General features: G+C 46.2%; 18 protein-coding genes and 1 pseudogene. 11 read left to right on the top strand and 8 right to left on the bottom strand.

What is annotated here, in order from left to right:
* The first annotated feature begins 53 nt into the window (after positions 1 to 53).
* The 5 genes from cdaA (at position 54) to glmS (ending at position 6,356) form a co-directional block, all read left to right on the top strand.
* Positions 54 to 893, top strand: a complete 840-nt coding sequence (gene cdaA, locus HP548_RS11825) for a diadenylate cyclase CdaA (RefSeq protein ID WP_063567044.1) — start codon at positions 54 to 56, stop codon at positions 891 to 893.
* Positions 886 to 2,367 carry a CdaR family protein gene (locus HP548_RS11820; RefSeq protein ID WP_175381723.1) on the top strand — a complete coding sequence of 494 codons (1,482 nt, stop codon included), beginning with the start codon at positions 886 to 888 and terminating at the stop codon, positions 2,365 to 2,367. Before cdaA ends, HP548_RS11820 begins: the two co-directional genes overlap by 8 nt.
* Before the next feature lie 73 nt (positions 2,368 to 2,440).
* Entirely contained in the window at positions 2,441 to 3,781 is a 1,341-nt protein-coding gene (gene glmM / locus HP548_RS11815; protein ID WP_175381722.1) for a phosphoglucosamine mutase, read from the top strand.
* A 336-nt stretch (positions 3,782 to 4,117) separates the two neighbouring features.
* A complete protein-coding gene (locus HP548_RS11810; protein ID WP_175381721.1) occupies positions 4,118 to 4,279 on the top strand; it encodes a hypothetical protein in 162 nt (53 codons plus the stop codon).
* A gap of 244 nt (positions 4,280 to 4,523) precedes the next feature.
* Positions 4,524 to 6,356, top strand: a complete 1,833-nt coding sequence (gene glmS / locus HP548_RS11805) for a glutamine--fructose-6-phosphate transaminase (isomerizing) (RefSeq protein WP_076291158.1) — start codon at positions 4,524 to 4,526, stop codon at positions 6,354 to 6,356.
* A 428-nt stretch (positions 6,357 to 6,784) separates the two neighbouring features.
* Here glmS and HP548_RS11800 read toward each other — a convergent pair.
* Positions 6,785 to 7,318: pseudogene (locus HP548_RS11800) on the bottom strand (nitroreductase family protein); the annotation flags it as partial.
* 118 nt (positions 7,319 to 7,436) lie between these two features.
* Here HP548_RS11800 and HP548_RS11795 point away from each other — a divergent pair.
* Positions 7,437 to 7,802: a MerR family transcriptional regulator gene (locus tag HP548_RS11795; RefSeq protein ID WP_076291160.1), complete on the top strand. Its 366-nt coding sequence runs from the start codon at positions 7,437 to 7,439 to the stop codon at positions 7,800 to 7,802.
* Between the two features lie 43 nt (positions 7,803 to 7,845).
* Here HP548_RS11795 and HP548_RS11790 read toward each other — a convergent pair whose 3' ends face one another.
* A complete protein-coding gene (locus tag HP548_RS11790) occupies positions 7,846 to 8,520 on the bottom strand; it encodes a VOC family protein (protein WP_175381719.1) in 675 nt (224 codons plus the stop codon).
* A 22-nt stretch (positions 8,521 to 8,542) separates the two neighbouring features.
* Entirely contained in the window at positions 8,543 to 9,424 is an 882-nt protein-coding gene (locus HP548_RS11785) for a LysR family transcriptional regulator (RefSeq protein ID WP_175381718.1), read from the bottom strand.
* A 161-nt stretch (positions 9,425 to 9,585) separates the two neighbouring features.
* Here HP548_RS11785 and HP548_RS11780 point away from each other — a divergent pair, with 161 nt between their 5' ends.
* A complete protein-coding gene (locus HP548_RS11780; protein WP_175381717.1) occupies positions 9,586 to 10,779 on the top strand; it encodes an MFS transporter in 1,194 nt (397 codons plus the stop codon).
* Between the two features lie 105 nt (positions 10,780 to 10,884).
* Here the strand turns inward: HP548_RS11780 and HP548_RS11775 are convergent, their stop codons facing one another.
* The gene (locus HP548_RS11775; RefSeq protein WP_175381716.1) at positions 10,885 to 11,889 is read right to left on the bottom strand and encodes a helix-turn-helix transcriptional regulator; all 1,005 of its coding nucleotides are present in this window, start codon (positions 11,887 to 11,889) and stop codon (positions 10,885 to 10,887) included.
* An 88-nt stretch (positions 11,890 to 11,977) separates the two neighbouring features.
* On the opposite strand from HP548_RS11775, the gene HP548_RS11770 reads away from it, so the two are divergent.
* On the top strand, positions 11,978 to 12,421 hold the full coding sequence (locus tag HP548_RS11770) for a VOC family protein (protein ID WP_064640672.1): 444 nt from the start codon (positions 11,978 to 11,980) through the stop codon (positions 12,419 to 12,421).
* A 90-nt stretch (positions 12,422 to 12,511) separates the two neighbouring features.
* Here the strand turns inward: HP548_RS11770 and HP548_RS11765 are convergent, their stop codons facing one another.
* From HP548_RS11765 to HP548_RS11750, 4 genes are all read right to left on the bottom strand, one after another.
* On the bottom strand, positions 12,512 to 13,291 hold the full coding sequence (locus tag HP548_RS11765; RefSeq protein WP_175381715.1) for a PHP domain-containing protein: 780 nt from the start codon (positions 13,289 to 13,291) through the stop codon (positions 12,512 to 12,514).
* A gap of 64 nt (positions 13,292 to 13,355) precedes the next feature.
* Positions 13,356 to 14,183: an energy-coupling factor transporter transmembrane component T family protein gene (locus HP548_RS11760; RefSeq protein WP_076291166.1), complete on the bottom strand. Its 828-nt coding sequence runs from the start codon at positions 14,181 to 14,183 to the stop codon at positions 13,356 to 13,358.
* Positions 14,158 to 16,044, bottom strand: a complete 1,887-nt coding sequence (locus HP548_RS11755) for an ABC transporter ATP-binding protein (RefSeq protein WP_246318031.1) — start codon at positions 16,042 to 16,044, stop codon at positions 14,158 to 14,160. The genes HP548_RS11760 and HP548_RS11755 overlap by 26 nt, the downstream gene beginning before the upstream one ends.
* Entirely contained in the window at positions 16,037 to 16,924 is an 888-nt protein-coding gene (locus HP548_RS11750; RefSeq protein WP_175381714.1) for a cell division protein FtsQ, read from the bottom strand. The genes HP548_RS11755 and HP548_RS11750 overlap by 8 nt, the downstream gene beginning before the upstream one ends.
* 204 nt (positions 16,925 to 17,128) lie before the next feature.
* On the opposite strand from HP548_RS11750, the gene HP548_RS11745 reads away from it, so the two are divergent.
* From HP548_RS11745 to HP548_RS11735, 3 genes are all read left to right on the top strand, one after another.
* Positions 17,129 to 17,962 carry a MurR/RpiR family transcriptional regulator gene (locus HP548_RS11745; protein WP_076291168.1) on the top strand — a complete coding sequence of 278 codons (834 nt, stop codon included), beginning with the start codon at positions 17,129 to 17,131 and terminating at the stop codon, positions 17,960 to 17,962.
* A gap of 334 nt (positions 17,963 to 18,296) precedes the next feature.
* Complete coding sequence (locus HP548_RS11740) at positions 18,297 to 19,217, top strand: methyl-accepting chemotaxis protein (protein ID WP_246318030.1); 921 nt, start codon at positions 18,297 to 18,299, stop codon at positions 19,215 to 19,217.
* Positions 19,218 to 19,363: 146 nt separating this feature from the next.
* A complete protein-coding gene (locus HP548_RS11735; RefSeq protein ID WP_076291169.1) occupies positions 19,364 to 21,058 on the top strand; it encodes a spore germination protein in 1,695 nt (564 codons plus the stop codon).
* Positions 21,059 to 21,080: the final 22 nt, after the last annotated feature.

Here is a 21,080-nt window from a genome sequence, read left to right as displayed (position 1 = left end):
GGTTAATATGAGAGCAGGGTTTACTCATCAATGGGGATAGCGGGGGCTGGCTTATGAATTATTTTGCTGACTTAACGTGGAAAGAGTCCATTAAGGACGTTATCGATATATTGATCGTTACCTATATTATGTACAAATTGATTTTGCTTGTGCGGGGTACCCGTGCAGTTCAGTTGCTTAAAGGCATTCTGTTCCTTGTAGTGATCTGGGCACTAAGTACGTGGCTAAACCTTTATACGCTCAAATGGCTGATGAACCAGATGTTTACGTTTGGTGTCGTTGCGGTCTTTATTATCTTTCAACCGGAACTGCGCCGTGGTCTGGAGCAATTGGGTAGAGGTAAACTGTTTGGACGCTCGGCAGCAGCAAGTGATGAAGAATTAACGGTTTTAATTGGTGAGATTATTAAGTCCGTAAATTATTTGTCACGACGTAAAATTGGTGCACTGGTTGTATTTGAACGAGAAACAGGTCTGAACGATTACACGGAGTCCGGCATTCAGATGCAATCTCTGGTTAGCTCAGAGCTGATGATTAACATTTTTATTCCGAATACACCGCTCCATGATGGAGCCGTCATTATACAGGGCAAACAGATTTCGGCGGCAGCCTGTTATTTGCCTTTGTCCGAGAATCCGTTTATTAGCAAAGAGCTAGGAACGCGTCACCGTGCAGCAATTGGGATTACCGAGGTTGCAGATGCGATCTGTTTGGTTGTTTCGGAGGAGACGGGACAAGTGTCGCTTGCGATGAATGGACAGGTTGTTCGTGATATTAAGGAAGAATCATTGATTGCCAAACTGTACGAAGAACTGCGTCCAACATCCAATCTGACTAAAAAGAATGGTTGGACTACCTTCTGGAAACGGAAGGGGGGACGTAAAAATGGATAAATGGTTCAATAACAACAATTTTGCCAAGATTCTCGCTTTAGCGGTGAGTTTGTTGCTCTGGTTCATGATACATCTGGATGAAGTACCAACTACGCCAACGATCACGACAGGGACAACTAATAAGGTTGTGGAGCGTACTGTGCCTGTTCAGCCTTATGGACTCGACAGTAACTCCTATGTACTTACTTCATTAAGTACGGATGAGGTACGTCTGGAGATTAAAGGGCAGCGTTCGATGTTAACTTCGATTTTTACGAATGATGATTATAAGGTGCTAGTGGATCTTAGTCAGGTGAAAGATGGGTCCAATACGTTACCGCTAGTACCCGATCTGCCTTCCGGGGTTGAGGTAGTCAGCATGGAGCCTTCCATGGTTACGGTCAACGTGGAGAAATTGGGCACCAAATCCTTCAATGTGAATATTGTACCCGAAGGAGAACCATCCGCCGGATATAACGCTGGAACGCCCGTTGTTGAACCTTCAGGTCCAGTTAAGGTAACTCTGCCGGAAGGGCAGCTTGACGCCGTAGCGAAGGTTCAGGGCAGTGTGAGCGTGAAGGATGCGAAGGATGACGTAACGCAGAAAAAAGTGAAGCTTCAGGCATACGATGCCGAAGGCAAGGTCATTGAAAATGCGATTGTTACACCAGAAACCGTTGAAGTCCGTATTCCGGTCAGTCAGCCCTATACAACTGTGCCCTTAAGAATCAAATATTCGGGACAGCTGCCGGAGGGAATGGTGCTCTCCACGGTTGAACCAAGCGTGAAAGAAGTCTCGGTTTACGGAACAGAGGATGCGCTTGCGGGTATACAGTCCTACGACCAAGTAACCCTTGATCTTACACAGTTCAATGAGCCAGGAACGTCTACAGTTAACGTGGACTTGACGCCGCCTCCCGGTTTTGAGAAAATCGAGCCTAGTTCGATTCAGCTTAAGGTGACGGTATCGCCTTACGATGAGCTTCAGGAGACGACCAAAGTCTTTCCGAACGTGCCCATTACGCTTACTGATGCGGGGAGCGGGCTGGAAGGGACACTGGTGACTCCCAAAAGTGGCGGCTTGAATATTACGCTTAGAGGTTCTTCCACGATGCTTGAAGGTCTAAGTAGTGATGATATCAAGCTGACTGCGGATCTTGCTGGACTTGCGGTAGGCACACATGAAATAAAGCTTGAGGCTGACTTGCCTCGTTTTGCCAAACTGGATGAATCATCAGTTGATCTGAGCGCTACCGTCAAAATTAGCGAGAAGGCTGATGATACGACGGTTGCTCCCGGCGAGGATCCGAATGATGAAGGAACGCTGGGGCCTGATCCTTCACCAGCCGAAGTCGAGAATGGAGATACCGAAACTGCTCCTGGAGAAGAAGAAACAGAATCGAATACGGACAATCAGGAGCAGAGCCAGCAGGGGAATACCAGTCGAGGTAACTCCAATAACAGCGGTAGCAGTAATAGTGGCTCCAATCCGTAAAGAAAATGTTCAGATCAGAATTTTAAAAATAACGTTTATGCTCTTATATGATGCGAATAGAAGGAGTTAGATCATGGGGAAATATTTTGGTACAGACGGCGTAAGAGGTGTTGCCAATAAAGAATTAACGGCGGAGCTGGCTTACAGCATCGGACGTTGTGGTGGTTATGTGCTTGCAGGCGGTGTGGAAAGACCGAAAGTGGTTATTGGTATGGATACCCGAATCTCGGGCCTTATGCTGGAATCCGCACTGGTTGCAGGTTTGCTGTCCATTGGCGCCGATGTAATTCGTCTGGGTGTTGTATCCACTCCTGGAGTGGCGTATATTGCTCGTCTGCTGAAAGCCGATGCAGGGGTAATGATCTCGGCTTCTCACAATCCGGTTGAGGATAATGGAATTAAATTTTTCGGGGGAGATGGCTTCAAGCTGTCCGATGAGACGGAGAACCGGATTGAAGAACTGATGGATGCAGAAACGGATCAATTGCCGCGCCCTGTAGGTGGTGGTTTGGGGACCGTTACTGTGGATGAAGAATCCCGTTATCGCTATTTGGACTACCTGAAAACAACGGTAAATGAATCGTTCTCAGGACTCAAAATTGTTCTGGACTGTGCTAACGGAGCAGCTTATGAGCTGGCACCCAAGTTGTTCAGAGAACTTGGTGCAGAAGTCATTGCCATTGGCGCTGAGCCTAACGGCCTGAATATCAATGAGCAATGCGGATCAACTCATCCGGAGCATTTAAAACAAGAGGTGCTGAAACATAATGCGGATCTGGGCCTTGCTTTTGACGGGGATGCGGATCGTCTTATTGCTATTGATGAGACAGGAGCTGAGGTTGATGGTGACTTCATTCTGTGCATCTGTGGTGATGCGATGAATCGTGCAGGCAAGCTGAAAGACAGTACCGTGGTATCTACCGTAATGAGTAACATCGGATTCTACAAAGCAACGGAGAAACTGGCACTGAAAACAGCTAAGACTGCTGTGGGTGACCGTTATGTGATGGAAGAAATGCGCCGTGGGGGTTATAACCTGGGTGGAGAGCAATCCGGTCATGTTATTTTCTTGGATTACAACACAACAGGCGACGGCATGCTGACAGCGATTCAGCTTGTGGACACGATGAAGGCTTCCAGTAAAAAACTGAGTGAACTTAAGGCGCTGATGACCCAGTATCCACAAGTATTGGTGAACGTGCGTGTTGAAGATAAGAGTAAATACGAGGGCAATTCCGCGATTGAGCAAGCCATTGCTACAGTAGAGCAGCATCTGGGCGATAATGGACGTGTACTTGTTCGTGCGTCCGGGACCGAATCCCTGATCCGCGTTATGGCGGAAGGACCAGATAAAGATGAACTTGAACAATTCGTATCTCAAATTGCAGATGTTGTGCAAAAAGAACTGGTATAGGACCTGATCTATAGGCCTTCCAAACACGGTTGTTTCAAGGGAATCACTGTCTCATAAGGTTTAATCTAACAGGGTTTATGCCATACAAACCCATATTCCTACGTCCCGGCCTAGTGAGACCATGGGTCTGTTTATCCGGTCGGGATTGTGGGTAAATATGCCGAAATTGTCACAGGTACTTTGCTCCATTGCAAAATGAACCTGACGTGCATATAATGAGTGGAGTCGTCATTCAGACACAGAAAGTGAGGATCGTAAGGTACTAGTTACACAAGCGCCAGAGCTTGAAGTTGCGCGGGAAGGATTTTGATCAGTACTAATCTTGAAACAATAAAGATGTTACTGAGCAAGATCGACGGCAATCAAGCTGACGAGGTGGAGGTGTTCGGATTGTTCGGCGGGGACCTCCCGGTGATGCACCAGAGCCGTAAACCGGATTGCGGAAAATGGATGGGTGACTGTCCACACAACGCGCCGGTAGGTGCAAGATTCAACTAAAATTCAAATGAATGTGCGCGAAGAGCGTGAACAGTGCGCGGACGGGAAAATGATGTACATTCATGATTGCATCTAATAACAGCTTATGACTGCGGAGCGGCAAGAGGCTGCTCTGATCATTGATAATTGAATAATTGAAAGTTTTCATGATACGTTAGGCAATCATTTTCATTTTTTCGATATGCCGTGCCAGCCTGTTTCTCTTCGTGACACAGTATTCATATACAAACGGAGGAAATAAACTATGTGCGGTATTGTTGGATATATTGGTAATAAGAACACTCAATCGGTATTGGTCGAAGGCTTGAAGAAACTCGAGTATCGTGGTTATGATTCTGCAGGTATCGCGGTATTCACACCGGAAGGTCTGCAAATCACGAAAGCTCTTGGTCGTCTTGCGAACCTTGAAGCTAAGCTGGATGGTGCACCACTGGTAGGTAATGCCGGAATCGGACACACACGTTGGGCAACTCATGGTAAACCATCTGATGAGAACTCTCATCCACACACGGATGGAAGCCAGAAGTTCTCTGTTGTGCATAACGGTATTATTGAGAACTACCTGGATCTGAAGGACGAATTGATGGCTCAAGGTCACACGTTCACTTCCGAGACAGATACTGAAGTTATTTCTCACCTGATCGCACGTGAATACAATGGTGATATCGTTAAAACAGTGCAAAAAGTGATCACGTTGTTGCGTGGCGCATTCGCACTGGGTGTATTGACAGAGCATGAGCCTGAGAAACTCGTAGCTGTGCGTCAAGCAAGCCCATTGATTATTGGTATTGGTGAAGGCGAGAACTTCATTGGTTCCGACATCCCGGCAATTCTGGAACATACACGTAACGTGTACATTCTGAATGATGGTGAGATGGCTGTATTGACACATGATGCTGTCGAATTGATGACGATTGAAGGTAACTTTATTTCTCGGGAAATGATTCGTGTCGATTGGGATGCTGTAACCGCAGAAAAAGGCGGATTCGAGCACTTCATGCTGAAAGAAATTCATGAGCAACCAAAAGCATATCGTGATACAATGCTGGGTCGCATCGATAATGAAAGCAAAAAGGTTCAACTTCCTGAGTTGAAAATGACTGAAGAACAAATTAAAAATATCCGTAACGTTCAAATCATCGCTTGTGGTACAGCGTACCATGCAGGTCTGGTTGGACGTACAGTGATTGAGCAATTGGTACGTATTCCGGTTGAAACAGATGTTGCTTCCGAATACCGCTATCGTTCCCCGATCGTAAGCAAAGATACACTTGTGATCGTGGTGAGCCAATCCGGTGAAACGGCTGATACACTTGCTGCACTGCGTGAAGCACAGTCAAATGGTGCACATGTACTCGCCATCACTAACGTTGTAGGTAGCTCCATTGCACGTGATGCGGACGATGTGATTGCAACACTGGCAGGACCGGAAATTGCAGTAGCTTCCACCAAAGCGTACACTTCGCAATTGATCGCGTTCAACCTGCTGGGTCTGTACCTTGCACAAGTTCGCGGCACACAAACAGCAGAAGAGATTGCTCACACGCTGGCAGCAATGCAAGCATTGCCTGAGCAAGTTGAATCCATGCTGGAGCAAGCGGAAGCTATTAAAGGATATGCAGAACAAATCTCCAAACATGAACATCTCTTCTTCATCGGCCGCGGTCTGGACTATGCAGTAGCACAAGAAGGATCGTTGAAACTGAAAGAGATCTCTTATATTCACTCCGAAGCGTATGCTGCGGGTGAGTTGAAACATGGTACGCTCGCATTGATCGAGGACGGTATCCCTGTCATTGCTTTGGCAACGCAGGAGAACGTGCTGGAGAAAACTGTGAGCAACATCAAAGAAGTGAAAGCACGTGGCGCAGACGTACTGGCAATTACGTACGAAGAGCACGTAGCACCATTGCTGAAATCCGTTGACCAAGCGTTTGCGATTCCTAAGACGTTGCCACTGCTCAGCCCGGCTCTGTCCGTTGTAGCATTGCAATTACTGGCATACTACGCTTCCCTGGCACTAGGTCACGATGTGGATAAACCACGTAACCTGGCGAAAAGTGTAACGGTAGAGTAAGGGATTGTTAATTTCTTATATTATTATATAAGTTTATATTAAAAGGGTCCTGATGACAGTTGTCATTAGGACCCCTTTTTGTTATGAACCTTTCCATTATGAATCTAACGTTAAAATTCCTATGTCGAAATCAGTAGAGGGCACATTTATGAAATCCTTTGACTGAAGCAAAGTTTATAGGGTAAGCACTCTGGTTATAGGGGCCGAACAGAAATTTTATCTGTTTTCGAATGGAATTAATTAATTTTCATTGTTATATGAACATAAATCTTTAATCCAGAGATAATACATCTTAAAGACTCTCTGCACGATTAGTTTTAGTTTCTAACGGTAATACCCACGAGCAACAGGATAAATTGAAATGAGTTTAAAAAGGTGCTCATAATTAGAGTTTTCCATTTTCATGTTTGTTTTAGAATTTACTATGGTTACGCCCAAGTCGTAATCGTTTCAACTGGGAGACGATAGGAAGGGTAGCCATCTTTGGCTGCTTTACCTATGGAGATCAACATCACGGGCTGGAAACGCTCTTTATCTAGTCCGAAGGCTTCAGAGATCTGGTCTTTATCATAGCCGGCCATAGGGTTCGTATCATAGCCATGGGCACGGGCAACGAGCATGAGTTGCATGGATATGAGACCTGAGTCAATGAGATTAATATCACGTAGTTCGGATGCGTTTATGTTCGCATAATAAGGTTTTACCTGTTGCATTTGCATATCCATGATGTCTTGTGGCATGTATCCAAGTTCCACTGATTTATTGAAAATCTCTTCCATGTATTCAACGTTATTGGCATCGTAAAACACGGCAATGACAGCCGAGGACGTTAGTGCCTGTGTCTGGTTAAAAGAGGCTAGTGGTGCAAGCTTCTCTTTGCCTTCAGCACTGTCGATGACAAGAAAACGCCACGGTTGCATGTTAATCGCCGAAGGGGCACGTGAAGCTTTCGCCAGTATCTCTCCTCATATCTAATATTGGTGAGAGTGGGTTATGGGGTTACCTCAATCCGTCTCACTATGAGGATTGTAAACTATGAAGTATACTTTATAGCAAGAAAAAGAAACGAGGGCGATCCATATGAAAATTAGTGAAGTAGCCAAGAGTGTAAACCTTCCGATATCCACTATTCGTTATTATGAGAAGATAGGTATTATCACGGATGAACATATACTGAGAGATAAAAATAACTATCGGGTATATGCCCAGAGCATTATTCAGCATCTGGAAGTAGTTAAACAATGTTTAGCTGTTGGTTTTACGATCCATGAGATCCAATCTATGATCTCTAAACAGGGATTTTCAAGTAATGAACAAGCAAGCGTTATCCAAGCGAAAATAACAGAAATTGAAGAGGCACAGAAAAAATTAGAGAATTCCAAACAAAATCTGTACGATATTCTTAAGGCGGATATCACTTGTGAGGATGGTTTTGGCAAGTATTGAGCCTCACGTCCCTATTGAGCTTATCATTCAGTACACTCTAACATCAAATCGAAACAATGGAATACAGACCGTTCTGTATACGTAGACTACCGGGTTGCCCAGTTTCAACTTTTACCTCCGTGGCGAATACCCCGGGATTGCGTCCGTCTGGGAACCATGGCGTCTCTTTGTCAATTACAATAAACATGCCTTCCGCGTCCCCGATGGGGGCAAATTGTTTTCCGTCTCCGGCAAAGGGTTCAAGGTGATACTGTCCATTCATTTTGCTTATGGTATCGGGTACATCATCGACAGGCAGGCCGATCTCGCTAATGCATAGCAGCTGCCTGGAATCAAAGTTACCTTCGACTACATTATCCAACGAATGGTGGGCGATGAACTCCATCAAATTACCATTCGGGTCATAGAAATAGATAGCTGTTGCGTCCCAGTAGGGGAAATAGAACTCATCTTTATCATCTTTAGAAAGCAAAGGAATGTTTCGATCTTGAACCCATTTCTTTGCTTCAGCAAGTTGGTTTGTCGGAATCGTAAATGCCACATGATAGAAGGGCTTTTCCTGATCAGGAGCGTGCTGAAATGAAAGGACCGAATTTCCTGTGCGGAACGATACGGATGATGCACTCTCATCCAGTAGCTCCAACTCCAGTAACGTACCGTAAAACTGCTTCATGGCCTCCATTTGATGGGTGAACAAATTAACCTCTTTTATTTGCATTCAAGTCACTCTCCCTCTGAACTTATCCTTGATTAAAATAATCAATGGTTTTCTCAATAAATGCTTTGGCAGATTGGGTCAGGTAACGGTCGGACCGATGAATGATCTCAAAATGACGGTAAGGGGCATCGTCCGTAATTCGGATGCTGCGTAGTGTTGGTTCATTCATTGCCTTGATCAGTGGATATGGCAGCACTGTTCCGCCAACGTTAGCTTTGACAAGACTAATAATGGAGGTTGCCGAACTTGTCTCCATGATTGTATTCAAGGTAAAGCCATATTTGCGGCAATAGCCATCAACCAGTTCTCTGCCCGTGAATCCTTCCGGAAACATTACGGTCTGAATATCGCGCAATTCCTTAATTCCAATCTCATTTCGTTCAGCCCAAGCGTGGTTCTCCGAAACGACGAGTACATATTCTTCGCTGCACAAAGGAATGCGGACAAGACGATCATCAGAGATGGAAGTGAGCTCGATGCCGATGTCGACTTCGTTATCCAACACTTGATTCAGTACATAAATCGAAGAAACAACCTTTAATTTTACCTTGGGAAAATGGGCATGAAAATTAACGAGTAATGGAGTAAGACGGTAGTCCAAATCGGAGGGTAGGACACCAATCACCAGCTTGCCTCGTTGATCATTGCGGAATTCAGCTAATGCATCTTGGGTATTCTGTAAATGACGAACCATTTGTACACAGTGCTCTAGAAATAGCGTTCCCGCCTGCGTCATCACAATCTTTTTGCCTACCCGGTCGAACAAGGGAACGCCCAACTCATCCTCCAACGCTCGAATCTGTTGACTCAAGGTAGGTTGAGAAATGCCGATTTTATCTGCTGCACGTGTAAAATGGAGTTCCTCACAAACGACGATAAAGTTCTCCATTTGGCGAATTTCCATATGCTTCTCCTCATATCATTGGTTTTTATAATCATTTTAATAGAAACTATTGTATTGTTCAATCATCTTAATACTTCTATACTAGTCTTGCACCACAAAAAGATCTACAGCCTGGATCATTAGTGAATGCAGCTATATAACAATACATGAGGTGATCCATAGTGAAACTATTTTATATCGTTCTGGCGCTTATTCTGGCTTCATTGAATTTGCGACCACCCATTACATCCATTTCACCACTAATGAGTACCATACAAAGTGATCTAGGTATTAGCGGAATTACTGCAAGTCTGTTAACTACGCTTCCCGTATTATGTATGGGTATATTCGCTCCATTTTCCGTAAAACTGAGCAGGAGGTGGGGGAATGAGGGCGCAATTGTTTTGGCATTAATCCTTATTGGAATGGGTACGGCATTGCGGTTGTTCGTGGGTGCAACGCCTCTGATGATGTTTACTTCATTTCTATCCGGTGTAGGGATTGCATTGGCTGGTCCGTTGTTGTCCAGCTTTATCAAGCAGTACTTCCCTACGCGAGTTGCTGCCATGGTGGGGCTTTACTCTACAGCAATGGTCGTGGGGGCCAGCTTTAGTGTTGGATTATCGGTTCCCCTTCAAAATATCCTGGGAGGGTCGTGGAGGGGATCGTTAGCGATTTGGGCATTGATCGCCGTCATTGCTTTGCCCGTCTGGATGAGATTAGCCTTGGTAGCACGAAAAGATCGACAATCGGGGCAGATTTCTACTGTGAACGTTGAAGCTCTTCCAGTGAAAAATAGTCGAGCATGGGTGCTGACGTTGTTCTTTGGACTGATGGCAGCGATCTTCTATTCATTGACTGCATGGCTTGCGCCTGCGATCCAGAGCCAGGGATATACGAAAGAGACTGCCGGAAGCATCCAAACGTTATTTACGTTAATTTCATTGCCGTCTACGTTATTCATTCCAATGCTCGTTCACCGTTACCAAAGACGTGTATTCTGGCTTGTTGGATGTGCGTCAATGGAGTTGATAGGAGTCTTAATGCTGAACCTGTCCGTCAGTCCTTGGTTGGCTGCGATCCCACTCGGCATTGGTGCCGGGGGACTGTTTCCGATCGCTCTGATGCTGCCCATTGATGAGACGAATAACGCTCAGGAAGCCAGCGCCTGGTCAGCCATGACTCAATCGGGCGGTTACATTCTGGGCGCGCTCGGTCCACTGGCGCTCGGTTGGCTCCATGATACCACGGGCAGCTTTGTTCAAGCGTTCTATGGTCTGGCTATAATCATCGTGCTGCAAATCATAGTTCAGTTGGCGATAGGCAATAAAAAAAGCTCTCCAGCAGTTCATGATAAATCAGAGTCCAGAGTTTGACGAAAAAAGATGGATATCGATGTGCAATGAGGTCTTTGGAGGTATCATCTACATGCTGGTTCCTGTTGCGGGCACACATTGCAAATGGTTAGTTGTTGGCGGTAGTTAAATGTGGTCGAGCAAATCCAGATAGTGCTGTCGTAAGGATTCCTTTAGGTGATCTGGCTCCAAGATCTTAATGGACTTGCCGAAGCTTGCGAGATAACGAATGATGAACTCAAGCTCATGGTCTTCATACGACCCGACTAAATAGGAGTATCCAGTTTGTCCAGTATCAGTTCCAGATTCGTTAATAATCCGCATGGATGGAAACTGTTCTTGCTGGAACAGCTCAATCCCGGCTTCATTGATCAGACATTTAAATGGGATAGCGCTCTCTGATGGTTTCCATAACGAGTGGGTATCCTGTAGATTGAGTTCATTAATATGTGGTATAGGTTCGATGTCTGTCACCTCAGACGAGGTGATTCGGTCACATCTGAACACACGGTAGGCCTGTTTATCAAGATCATACGCCTGGCAATACCAGTAGCCTTTCATGGCATAGAGGGCGATGGGCTGAATGGTGCGTATGCTGGGCTTAGTTTTATCGGGATTTGAGCTGTTATCTGGGTTAATACTACTGCTGCGAATATGTTGATACGTAATCTGTATCACTATATTCTGAACAGCGGCCATTAATAGAAATTCCAAATGCTCACTATCCCGGATTTGCTCGGTGTGTCGGAAAGAGACCCGATGCTGGATTTGTTCAATATCCTGTCTCTGGTTTTCGGATAGGGCACTTAGAAACTTCTCGTGAATGGAACGAAAAGAGATCTGAAAGGGCAGGTTGGTAAAGCTGCGTAATGCCTGCATCGCAAAGTAGAGAGCATGAAGCTCACTCGTATTAAACGAAATGGGGGGCAGCTGCATCTGCTGAAGCAAACGATACCCGCCATAACGTCCATATTCGACATAAATGGGAGCACCGATTTCCTCCAATGACGCGATGTCTCGTAATGCAGTTCTCTTGGATATCTGAAACTCCTGCATGAGATCTTGCAGGGTGAAGTGCTGTTTTTGATTGATAAAGCGCAGCATCTGGTTCATTCGTTCCGATTTTTTCATAATAGAACCTCTCAATGGTGCCAGAGATTGGCACCTTTATTCGTTATAGTAAACAGTGTAATCCAATCAAACGAAGGAGGCAATACAGATGAATTTTGAAGTGATCCCGTTTCTGTCGATGAATGGTGATGCTGCGGCAGCCATTGCTTTTTATGAGAAGTACCTGGGGGCTAATGTGTTATTCAAGAAAAATTACAAAGAGATGAAGGAAATGAATCCAGGGTTTGAGTATCCTGAAGGGCAGGATGAATATATTACACATTCGGTACTCCAGATCGGGGTAAACAAATTGATGATTGCTGAGGAAGAAATGGATACGGGTCGACCGTGGCAGCTGGGAAACAGCACGTCATTATGCATTCAATCGAAAGATAAAAGTACGATGACAGAGCTGTATAATTCGCTGGTACAACATGAGCAGGTTAAGGTGCTGGTGCCTTATGAACAAAACGAGTTTAGTCCGGGGTATGGAATTGTCCGTGATCCGTTCGGAATTGTCATTCAGCTCTGTGTGACGGTGCATGATTTTTAATAACAGTAAAAATGAATCCGTCATGAGCCTGAAGGATAAATATCCTTTGGGCTCATTTTGAATTCTTTAGAAGTTGTGGTTTTCTACTCCCTAAACTTTCTGCAAACGGGTAGCGTCCAGCTTGGCAAGACGTTTCATCACTTTCTTCAGCATAACGGAGGCTTTGACACGGAGAGGAAGATCGTTGGATATTTCGATGCTGTATGAACCGGCGAGAATCTGCTCTTTGAGCTCGGCAACCGATGCACATGGACGATCCAGCACATTGAATACACTACCGTATTGCAGACACTGGTGGGTATCGCTTCCGGCAGTGACGGGTTTACCGAGGGACTGGGCGAATGGTTCAACCTGCCCGCGGCACGTCTCGATGCCGTATTGGTACATATCCTTGGCGTTCAGATCAAAAGCATCCAAACGTCCCAACAAATCACGGTCCAACTGATACAGTGGGGTGGACTCGCGGAAAGGGTGTGCGCCAATTTTGAGCAAAGGCCAGGCTTCGGCCATATTCAGCAACTCGGCAAAAGGAATGAATGAATTTTTGGCTGTATATGGTTCCAGGCCGCTGCGGACGGCAAGGATATGTTCTTTTTGACCCACCAGCAAAATATGTCCTGTCTCCTGAATATCCACTTCCATGCCGGGAAAAATGCGCAGTCCATCTGCCTCGTAGTACTCTCCGTTGTATGGATAGAGACGATCCAGCGTCTCATAGACTTCGTAGAAGTTACGGGTGTTAAAATGTTCAGTGAGTGCGAGGGCTTCGAGCCCGCTGGCCTTGGCTTCGTTGACCATTTCGGTGAAGTAATCAACCGAGAAATCAGAGTTTTTGGATAATTTTCCGTGAGTATGAAGATCAATGCGCATAGAAGACACTCCTTTATTCCATGAATGGTTAATGGTATGAATAGTTACAGCATTTTATTTTGAATTACAGAATCTCGTAATACCCGCCGACCCAAAACAGCAGTGCAACATAGATTGCCGATCCGGCGAGAAATCCGAGGTCACGTGAGGTGATTTTCAGATGGGCGAGCTTCAGGCGTTTGGATTCGGGATGCTTCATGCCGTACGAAAAACCGCGTGTCTCCAGTGCTTCCACCGTTGTGCGGGAACGTTTGGCGGTAGCCAGCATTAGCGGGAAGAAAGACACAATGAACAGCTTCATATAGTAGACAACGAGTCGCCAGTAGAGCCATCCGTGCCGGGAAGGAACCTGACCCCGCAGTCTGTAGGACAGCATGATGTTGCGGAATTCACCGAACAGCACAGGCAATATGCGATAAGCATAAGAGAGGCTGAAAGAGAACGTAGCAGGCATGCCTAGCGCAAGCAACCCATCACCAATCCGTTCTGGGTCCATGCCGGAAAAGACGGTGATACTCGCTAGCGAGACGATGGACAGCTTCAAGGTGAGCAGAAGCAGGGGGAAAGCAGATTCCAGATTGCCGCCGAAGAACAGCGAGATGATAAACATCCACCCGACCTGACCGATCAACCCCAGGCAGAGAATGATAATGATAAAGGGAGCGGCTCTGGACAGTATGGTGGTCGTCACCATCAATAGAAACATGCCGAGCAGCACAGTCCCGTTATGAACAAACCAGGGAACGATGGCAAAAAAGAGATACCAGATCAGCATGGCACGGGGATCAATCCGAGACAGGCTGGCATGTCCGCTGCCATATACAGTATTCATCAGCTCAAGCTGAATGCGTTCAATGGATATTTTGTCAAACCAGTTGCGGACAAGCTGCATGATGCATATCCTCCTTGGTGAGTGATTGATTCAACAGGCTATCAACAAAAGCCTCGGTTGTTGATGAAAGTGTAGGCAGTCCCATACGGTGGGAGAGCTCCATGATCTGTGTAAGCGCAAGTCCGGAGCGACGCAGAAGGGATTCATCTGCAAACACGTCGGCAGGTGTGCCGTCTGCTTCCACCAGACCATTGTGAAGCACGATAACGCGACTTGCCCACTGGGTAACCAACTGCATGTCATGCGTGGCAATGACGGTTGTTCGCACATGCTGATCCAGCTCATCCAGCACACCTATCAGTTCCTCGCGAGTGGCAAGGTCCAGATTAGCGGTAGGCTCATCCAGCAGCATAAGTGAAGGCTTCATGGCTGCACCGATGGCAAGTGTGACACGCCGCTGTTGTCCACCACTGAGAAGCCGGGCATCCCGCTCTTGCAGCGGAGTAAGCCGGAAACGCTCCAGTACATGTGCAATTTGCTGGTCAGCATCCGGGATGCGACGGTTCTTCAGGAAATATGCGACTTCTTTGCGGACACTGTCCTCGATAAACATTTCGGAAGAGTTCTGAAAAATATAGGCGACCTTCCCCGCCAGCTGCTCCAAAGAGGAACGGTGCGTAACTTCGCCCAGAACACTGACACTGCCTTCCTGAGGTAGGCTAATGCCAGACATCATCTTCAGTAAGGAGGATTTGCCGGCACCATTATTGCCAATCAAGGCAATCCGTTCTCCTTCATGGAGTGAAATATTAACACCACGAATGACTTCATGTTCTTTTTTGCCCAGTCCTCTGTAACGCAGTCGGGTTTGATGAAACTGAACGATAGGAATCAACGGTTCAGCAGCAGAAGCAATCGTTAGGCGCTCGGAATTCACCATCTGTTTGGGAACGTCGTGTGCCAAGTTTGAATAGGATGAAGGTTCATTTTGCAAAGAACCGAATGGCATGGATGGGTAGTGCTCGGCAAAATAAACCTTTGCTTCTTCCACAGTAATCGGGAAGCGTTGTCCTGAACTTGAGGGGGCCGCATTTGTTCTTTCTCCCTGCGATAATTCCGCAGCCTGAACAGCTGCCCGTGTCACCTCAGGAGGCTGAATGCCAAGCCGCTCCAGATCGGTAATGCGATTCAAACCTTCCTTGACGGGAAGATTCCACAAGACTCTGCCTTTGTCCATCAGTACCACATCCGCGCAAAAGTTGGCGATAAATTCAGTATGGTGTTCGATGACGATAATCGTCTTGCCATATTCCGTATTCAATTTCGAAAGGCACTCATAGATAAGTCTTGCATGCTGCGGGTCAAGCTGTGAGACAGGTTCATCCACGATCAGGATATCCGGGTCGAGCGACAGAGCTCCGGCCAGAGCGAGCAGATGTTTCTGCCCACCACTCAATTCCCAGATGAAACGGTTATGAATGGCATCCAGACCACACATGGCAAGTGCGCGTTCACCGAGCTCCCGATAGTTGGGCAGTCCGTAATTGAGTGGTGCAAAGCAAGCCTCGTCCAAGACGGTGGGTCGTACGAGCTGGTTGTCGAAATCCTGATAGACGTAACCGATCTTTCTGGACAGGTCTGCAACACTTCGGCCTTCGGCAGGCATGCCGAGTACATGAACTTCACCGGAGAAGTCCCCTGTGTAGAATTGAGGAATAAGGCCATTAAACAACTTGCAGAGGGTGGATTTGCCGCAACCGTTGCTCCCGATAATGGCTGTAAAACTACCTCGTGGGAGTTCGAGCGAAGCTCCGTTCAGGACAGGCTCTTCCGAGCCAGGATACGTAAAGATGACATTTTGAATGGAAATGGCAGAATCCGATGCGGAAACAGAAGCTGATGTGGACATTTCATTATGCATAAGGGCGATTCTCCGAACCGGGTACCGTTTTATTTTTGCTCCGTTTAGCGCGCATGATCAGTAATGTCACCACGGCAACCAATGCAGCAGCTCCGATACTAATCCATATTGAAGCCGAACCATATTGATCTGCATAGTCCGTCTCCCAAACAGCGAAGTTGATATCCATTTCGGATAGGGATTCCGCACCAAAGGCAAGTGCAAGCAGCAGCACACCAATCAGGATCAGTTTCGGACGGAAGAAGCCGATACCTTCATATTTCATCCCTAGATTACGAGGTTTGATGCCGAGCAGTGGTTCAATTTTGCCATAGAGCAGGGGGACGAGATACAGCGTAGGCAGCAGAGCGAACAGGATGCCTGAGAACAGTACGTCATTTAGAAAGCCAACTCCTTCAATCAGCACAACACTTTCCGCAAGTCCAGGGACGGCTTCCAGCTGCTCTACACCAATCCACACTTTACCGATATCCACCAGTGAACTGAGGAACTGATGAATGATGACACCTGTCATGGCTGCAATTCCGACCTGTCTGCGATTGCGAGGATCACTGACCATACGTCCTGCGACATACATGGCAAAGGCAAAGGTAATGAATTTCTCCAGCTCGCCCAGTCCGCCAAATTGCCCCAGCATCAGCTCACCGAAGATCACTTCGCCAAGAGCCGCACCAAGTGCAGCTATCATGGGGTGGAACAAAATGCAAAGTGTCAGCGGAATGAAGGCAAAGTACTCAACAGACAATTCAATCGGTCCAAGCTGGAGCTTGGGAATAAGCTCTGTGAACATGTTGGACAAGCCGTACAGTGACATGGAAAGCACAAACACCATCATTTTCTGTGAAGACGTCAGCGTATAACGCTCAGTCATCTTCTTCATCGTTACATACCTCCCTGAAAGTTGGTGATCATCATAGCCACAGTCTAGGGGCAGAGTATTAACGGGAGAGAAGACATTTGTAAATCAAATGTAATTTTTATTACACAATCTTAAATTAATGAAAAAAATATTACATACATAACCCACTTCTTATTCTCTCAACTGATATACTGAGTGCAGAGCGAGAAAAGGAGTGCATACGGAATGAATTTGTTTACTCATAAAGAACAGCTATCACCAGGCCATCTGAAAATTGCTGATTTTGTTGAACGAAATCCGGAAGAGATTCTGTTCATGACGGAACAGGAGATTGCCGACAAGCTGGGGGTCAGTATTGCGACCGTATCCCGTTTCTGGCGTGCGGTTGGATATGATAATGCCAAAGCATTCAAAATCCGGCTTCGTACATCCGAAGACACTACACCTGCCCTCAAATTAAATAAAACCATATCCCGCATGGATACGGATAGCCTTCCTGTTCAGTTACTGGAGGCCTCTGTTAGCCATTTGCAGGAGACGTTGTCCCATATGAAGCAGGGGGATCTGGAGCACGCAGCATCCAACCTTGCTGAAGCACGAAGAGTATACGTATATGCTCCAGGGCCCTCCGCTGGTTTAGCGGAATTATTGTCCTTTCGGCTATCCCGATTCGGATTGACGGTCATCCATCTCGCCGGAGGTGGTCATGAATTATTGGAATCACTGATGCACATGCAGCGGGAGGATGTTGTGCTGCTGATGTGTTTTACAAGACTCTTGCCTGAAGCAGAAGTCATTCTGGATTATGCCAGAGATACAGGCAGCAAAGCCGTACTTGTAACAGATCGGGAAGACCTGTTATATGGATTGGCGACGGAGTTATCTTTTTATGTCAGCAGAGGGGAACTTGGCGAATTTCATTCCATGGTTACTCCACTCCTGTTAATGGAGCAGCTGGTGCTGGCGGTGGGATTGAGGCAGAAGGAGCAGGCGCTGTCCAAGCTGGAACGGCTGGCTGATCTGCGGAGTCGGTACGCAGACAAATTGCCGCGAGGCTGATGGATGAAAATAGTAGCGTAATACACAGTGATGACTACAGATAACATCAAAGGTATGGAAGGTTATACCATAATTAGGGGCGGTTAAACCGTCCCTTTTTGTGTTAGCATTTGTTTATGAAATATAATGTTTAGACAGTTAGTTTATTGGGTATAAAAAGGCAAACCGTAACCGAATTGTTATAAATTGATTTGGGAGTGATCCAATTGACTGCAATTGGAGTATACAATAATAGAGTCGTCTCTATTCAGTTGAATACATAATTGCGATACAACAGGAACTGCCAAAATGAGAACGGTTTAATCATGGGAAGAGTCAGGGAGTGGGGATCGCTTTGCCTATAGTAGATGTAGAAAATAAAGATGTTGTCACCGATGCATTGGTCATTAAGGCGATGGAGAAAAGTCTGGCTATCATTCGATTCGATATGGATCGCCGGGTTACGTATGTAAATGAAGTCTTTGCCCAGACGATGGGCTATACCGTAGCAGAGATGTACGGCATGCAGCATGAGCAATTTTGCTTTGACGAATTCGCGAAGAGCCCCGACTATAGCGCATTTTGGAGCAGTATATTTAACGGTACCAGCTTCCAGGACAAGGTTGAACGCAAGGATGCAAAGGGAAATCCCGTATGGCTTGAGGCGACGTATATGCCTGTCTATGATGAGTTGAATCAGAATATTCTGGGTGTATCCAAAATAGCTACCAACATCACAAACCGTCAAAATAATATTTCAGCTGTAGTTAACGAACTGAAGACGATGTCACATGATCTGAACGAACATGCTGATATTGGTATTGAGCGAAGCCGTGAGCTGATGTCCAGTATCACATATATATCTGAAGTTTCTGCCCACAACCGAGCGACACTGAGTCATTTGCAAGAACAGGCTCGTTCTATTCAGGGAGTTGTTAAAACGATCCGCGAAATTGCATCGCAGACTCAGCTGTTGGCCCTGAATGCTGCGATTGAAGCGGCACATGCGGGCGAATATGGGCGCGGGTTCGATGTTGTAGCAAAGGAAGTACGCAAACTATCGGCTATGGTCGAAAATTCCATTAATGAAATTCGGGATAGTGTGAATGGGATAACCAATGAGATTACGAACATCTCTGGCGGAACACAGAAGGTTGAGGGATACGTGGAGCGAAGTCAGCAGCAGATCGAGGTAGCGCTGAATGATTTTACAACCATTGCGGCGTCTGCACACCTACTGGATGAAAAGGCGCAGCACGTAACCAAAATCGTTTAGACAAGTTAAATCCATACCCCATTAGGGAAGCGGGTGCCAGTAGTGGCATCTGCTTTTTTGTTGTTTAAAAAACGGGAATTATTGTGAGCAATCAGGGAAACAATACTCAATGTTACCAAGAAAGTCTAGATAATGGGGTGAACCGGATGTGGTCGAAAATACTTGCTTATTTGCCGGAGTGGCCGATGTGGGGACAGGCCTTTTTATTATTTTTGATACCGATATTGTACATGAAAGGGTATCAGTGGTTGCGATCATCCTTAAAAAAAGGGACCTTTTCAAATAAAGATCAACAAAATCAGGATGCATCAACCAATTCTTCTTCGGACGAAGAGACTGGAAATTACGCAAATATAAGGCTGACCGGGGACTATGCTAAGGATCTGATTAGTGTAAAAGCAACGTTTGGCCAGAACTCAGATGTACGTATACGAGAGTTTATGATAAGAGGAACGAATACACCGGCAGCTGTCATCTTCGTGGAAGGGTTAGTTGATCATGATCGTTTAGATACTCACATCTTCACGCCCCTTATGATTAGGGGGGTTCCCGATACAGAGCGGACTATATTTGAAGAACCGAAAGATGAATATGAGCTCAAAGCTTACGTAAAAAGTAGTCTTTTGCCTGTTGGTGAACTTCAGGAAGCGAAGACTCTGCAACAAGCGGCGCAAGCGGTTCTTAACGGCAAAAATGCTCTATTTGTTGAAGGAGTGGCCAGTGCTCTTCTTGTTGGCTCAGCCAAGGGGAAAAGTCGTAGCCTTGAAGAGCCGGTATCTGAGGCACTGCTTCGCGGGCCAAGAATCGGTTTTACCGAGCGGTTAAGTGATAATACCGGAATATTGCGGCAATTCGGAGGTAACAATGAGTTGTTTATGATCAAACATCAGGTGGGAGCCAGGGTTAAGAGGGATCTGGTTATTGCGTATATCGCAGATATTGCCAATGCCGATCTGGTCACTGAGGTGGAAAAACGAGTCCAGAACCTGGACATGGATATCATGCTTGAATCCGGTTATGTGGAACAACTGATTGAAGATGATGAATTGAGTCCTTTTCAACAGATTCAGAATACAGAGAGGCCCGATCGTGTAGTCAGTGGGTTGTTAGAGGGACGTGTAGCTATTTTACTGGATGGGACACCATTTGCATTAATAGTGCCATCGACCTTTAGCATGCTGCTTCAATCTCCCGAAGATTATTACGAGCGCTGGATTCCGGGGACGTTTCTGCGTATGCTTCGTTTCTTGGCGGCTACGATTGCACTGCTAGGACCTGCTTTGTATATCTCCTTTATCTCATTCCATCCGGGTCTTATTCCGACCAAGCTAGCTTTAACCATTATTCAAACTAGACAAGGTGTGCCTTTCCCATCTGTTATTGAGGCACTGATTATGGAAACCTCGATTGAAATTTTGCGGGAAGCAGGCATTCGTCTACCAAAGCCAATTGGACCAGCTATGGGTATCGTAGGTGGTCTAATTATTGGGGATGCCGCAGTGCAGGCCGGAATTGTCAGCCCGTTTCTGGTTATTGTTGTGGCAGTCACTGCAATTTCTTCGTTCTCCATCCCTACATATAGTGCCGGGATAACACTTCGTATATTGCGCTTTGTAGGAATGTTCAGTGCGGCGATTTATGGATTGTTTGGGGTAGTCATGTTTTTCTTGTTGCTCTGTAGTCATCTCGTTCGGTTAAAGAGCTTTGGAGTACCTTATGTCACTCCGGCTGTGCCTTACAGCCTGTCGGATTGGAAAGATTTCTTTATTCGAGCACCTTTAGGAATGATGAAGAAGCGTCCAAGTATGATGCATCCAAAAGACCCTGATCGCAAAAAGTAGGCATATCGGATATTCAGGAGGT

This window comes from Paenibacillus taichungensis, from assembly GCF_013359905.1.
Lineage (GTDB): Bacteria > Bacillota > Bacilli > Paenibacillales > Paenibacillaceae > Paenibacillus > Paenibacillus taichungensis.
Note: the sequence above shows the minus strand (reverse complement) of the source record. Positions and strands in the feature narration are given on the sequence as shown.